This window comes from Novosphingobium sp. (assembly GCF_019748365.1).
Taxonomy (GTDB): Bacteria; Pseudomonadota; Alphaproteobacteria; order Sphingomonadales; family Sphingomonadaceae; genus Novosphingobium.
On sequence record NZ_JAIEPN010000022.1, the window covers coordinates 1 to 3,643 of the forward strand.

The 3,643-nt window shown below is 64.2% G+C and carries 4 protein-coding genes; all 4 read left to right on the forward strand.

Annotation, left to right across the window (positions count from 1 at the left end; translation table 11 throughout):
* The first annotated feature begins 142 nt into the window (after positions 1-142).
* Positions 143-1,015 carry a LysR family transcriptional regulator gene (locus K5Q19_RS03235; RefSeq protein ID WP_292941114.1) on the forward strand — a complete coding sequence of 291 codons (873 nt, stop codon included), beginning with the start codon at positions 143-145 and terminating at the stop codon, positions 1,013-1,015.
* 81 nt (positions 1,016-1,096) lie between these two features.
* Entirely contained in the window at positions 1,097-1,798 is a 702-nt protein-coding gene (locus K5Q19_RS03240) for a glutathione binding-like protein (protein ID WP_292941116.1), read from the forward strand.
* Positions 1,795-2,415, forward strand: a complete 621-nt coding sequence (locus tag K5Q19_RS03245; RefSeq protein WP_292941118.1) for a 2-hydroxychromene-2-carboxylate isomerase — start codon at positions 1,795-1,797, stop codon at positions 2,413-2,415. The genes K5Q19_RS03240 and K5Q19_RS03245 overlap by 4 nt, the downstream gene beginning before the upstream one ends.
* A 77-nt stretch (positions 2,416-2,492) precedes the next feature.
* Positions 2,493-3,643: magnesium-protoporphyrin IX monomethyl ester anaerobic oxidative cyclase (gene bchE, locus K5Q19_RS03250; protein WP_292941120.1), on the forward strand; the 1,151-nt coding region annotated here is incomplete at its 3' end.

Here is a 3,643-nt window from a genome sequence, read left to right on the forward strand (position 1 = left end):
CCATGGGGCTTTTTATTCAACCCAACTGGCCCCTTTTTAAACCGGTGCCTGGCCCGTTTTTATCCCGGTGTTGACAATTGTGCGGCACCTGCAAGTTTGCGATGTGGCAAATCGCCTTTCCGTTTTCGCGAGGAGCGGTGCCGTGACCGTCAATCCGCAGGACCTTGCCGATCTGATCGCCATTCGCGAGGCAGGCACCTTGAGCGCGGCGGCCAAGGCGCGCGGGGTGGCCATTTCCACCGTCTCGCGCCGGATCGAGACGCTGGAGGCCGCGCTGGGCGTTTCCCTCGTCGACCGCCGCGCCGATGGTGCGCGGCTGACCGCAGGCGGGCTTGCCATTGCAGAGGCGGCCGAGCCGCTCGCCGAACAATTGCTGCGCGTGCGGCGCGTGGCGGACAGCCTGCGCAAGGGCGGGGCGCAAGTGCCGGTGCGGATTTCCGCGACCGAGTTCGTGATTTCCGATGTGCTGGCACCGGCGTTCGACCGGCTGTTGGCGAGCGGGGCGGATTTTCCGGTGCACCTGCAATCGCAGGCCGATGTGGTCAGCCTTGCCGGGCGCGATGCCGATCTTGCGGTCCGCATGGTCCGCCCCGAAGGCGCGAGCCTCTATGCAAGGCGGCTGGCGGAAATCCGGCTGGGGCTGTTTGCGGCGCCGGCCTATCTGGCGGGGCGCGCGCCCGCCGACATCGATCTGAAGGCCGAACGACTGCTCGTCTATGATGACAGCTACGGGCGGCTGCCGGAGCTTGACTGGGTGACCCGGCGCGGGCTGGACGACAGCGTGGTGATGCGCACGGGGAGCACGCGCGCGCTGCTGACGGCGGCGCTCAGCGGGGCCGGGATCGCGCTGCTGCCCGCGCCCTTTGCGGCAAGGACACAGACGCTGGTGGAGATCCCGCTTGCCGCGTCGCTTCCGCCGCGCCAGCCCTGGCTGATCGTCCACCGCGATTTGCGGCGGCTTCCCGCGATCCGCCTGATCCAGAAGTGGATCGTGGCGACCTTTGCCAGCCTGTAGTTTTTGGCAGGTCTGCCCGGCGTTGCATGTGTGGCGCTCTCGTGGGATGCCTTGCGCCGCTGGCCAGATCGAGGAGCGGCGATGATCGAATTGCTGACCGCGCCCACGCCGAACGGGTGGAAGATTTCCATCATGCTCGAGGAATGCGCGCTTCCCTATGAGGTGAAGTGGGTCAACCTCGGCAAGGGCGAGCAGTTTGCGCCCGATTTTCTCGCGGTGAGCCCCAACAATCGCATCCCGGCGATTGTCGATCACGCGCCGGCCGATGGCGGCGAGCCGGTGCCGGTGTTCGAGACAGGGGCGATCCTCGTTTATCTCGCGGAGAAGACGGGGCAATTCCTCCCCGCCGATCTGCGCGGGCGCAAGGCGGTGCTGGAATGGCTGTTCTGGCAGGTCGGTGGCCTCGGGCCGATGTTGGGGCAGCACGGGCACTTCCGGCTCTATGCGCCCGAGCGGATCGCCTACGCCACCGAGCGCTACCGGGCCGAGGCGCTGCGGCTCTATGGCGTGCTGGATCGGCAATTGGCGCGGCACGAACATGTTGCAGGCGCGGACTATTCGATTGCCGACATGGCCTGCTTTCCGTGGATCCAGACATGGAAGGCGCAAGGCATTCCGCTGGAGGAATTCGCGGCGCTGAAAGCCTGGTATGACCGGCTCAAGGAGCGGCCGGGTTTGCGGCGCGGCATGGCCGTGGGGCGGGATCGGATCAACAAGCGGCCGCAGGACGATGCCGAGACGCGGCGGGTGCTGTTCGGAATAAAGGATGGGGATCAGGCATGAGCGTGCGCGTCGAGTTTTTCTATGACCTCTCCTCGCCGTGGACGCGGCTGGCGTTTCACAATTTCCGCGCAGCAATTGCCGGGCGCGATGTGGCGGTCACCTGGCGGCCGTTTCTGGTCGGCGGGGTGTTCAATGCGGTGAACCAGAGCGTCTATGAAAGCCGCGCCAACCCGGACAATCCTAAGTTCCGACTGAGCTTCGTTTGGCTGAAGGAATGGGCGCGGCTGGCGGGGCTGAGGATGAATTTCCCGTCCGAGTTCCATCCGGTTAAGTCGGTCCATGCGATGCGCTTTTGCTGCGCGCTGGAAGATCGGCCGGAGGATTTGCTGCACTTCAGCGAGGCCGCGTTCGAGGCCTATTTTGGCGACGCGCGCAATATCGATGATCCTGCGGTGCTGGAGGATATCGCCAATGCTTGCGGGCTAGATGGTGCTGCGCTGCGGACGGCTGCGGGCAGCGATGACGTGAAGGCGCGGCTGCGCGCGAACACCGACGAGGCGATTGCGCGCGGGGCTTATGGCTCGCCGACGATCTTCGTCGATGGGGCCTTCATGTACTTCGGCAACGACCAGTTGCCGCTGGTGCTGCAGCGCATCGATATGGTCGCTGCCGGCTGAAACGCGAGTTGCGCTGGATCAATGATCCAGTGTCCAAAACCATGGAGCCTTGATCTGTCCAGTGGGAGTGACAGATCATGCGCATTCTTCTCGTTCATCCGAATTACCATTCCGGCGGCGCGGAGATTGCGGGGAACTGGCCTCCCGCGTGGGCGGCCTATCTGGCGGGAGCGCTGAGGGGCGCGGGCTACGACGACGTCCATTTCATCGATGCGATGACCGACCATGTGGATGACGCGGCGCTCGAAGCGCGCATCCGTGAGTTGAAGCCCGATGTGGTCGGCACCACCGCGATCACGCCCTCGATCTACAAGGCCGAGGAGACGCTGAAGATCGCCAAGAAAGTCTCGCCCGCGATCATCACGATGCTGGGCGGGGTGCATGCGACTTTCATGTTCAAGCAGGTGCTGACCGAAGCGCCGTGGATCGACGTGATCGTGCGCGGGGAGGGCGAGGAAATCCTGCTCGAACTCGTGCGCGCGATCGATGACGGGCGCTGGCCATTGGCGCGGCACGAAATCGAGGGGCTCGCGTTCCTCGATGGGGCAGACATCATCGCCACCAAGGCTGCGCCGACGGTGAAGGACCTTGAGAAGATCAAGCCCGACTGGGGCATTCTGGAGTGGGGCAAATACATCTACATCCCGCTCGGCAAGCGGGTCGCCATTCCCAATATGGCGCGGGGCTGCCCGTTCACCTGCTCGTTCTGCTCGCAATGGAAGTTCTGGCGCGATTACCGGATTCGGGACCCGAAGGCGGTGGTCGACGAGATCGAGACACTGGTGAACGATTACGACGTCGGCTTCTTCATCCTTGCCGACGAGGAGCCGACGATCAACCGCAAGAAGTTCATCGCCTTCTGCGAGGAACTGATTGCGCGCGGCCTGCCGGACAGGATCCAGTGGGGCATCAACACCCGCGTAACCGATATTCTGCGCGATGAGGAATACCTTGCGCTCTACCGCAAGGCGGGGCTGGTCCACGTGTCCTTGGGGACCGAGGCGGCGGCGCAGCTGAAGCTCGATCTGTTCAACAAGGAAACCACCGTCGAGCAGAACAAGAAGGCGATCCGTCTGTTGCGCGAGGCGGATATCCTCGTCGAGGCGCAGTTCATCGTGGGGCTGGAGAACGAGACGGCGGAGACGCTGGAAGAGACCTACCGCATGGCGATGGACTGGAAGCCGGACCTCGCCAACTGGTCGATGTACACGCCCTGGCCGTTCTCCAA

Bases quoted from the DNA above. Each gene is read 5' to 3' on its own strand.
- K5Q19_RS03240 (WP_292941116.1), top strand. From the start codon at position 1,097: ATGATCGAATTGCTGACCGCGCCCACGCCGAACGGGTGGAAGATTTCC.
- K5Q19_RS03245 (WP_292941118.1), top strand. From the start codon at position 1,795: ATGAGCGTGCGCGTCGAGTTTTTCTATGACCTCTCCTCGCCGTGGACG.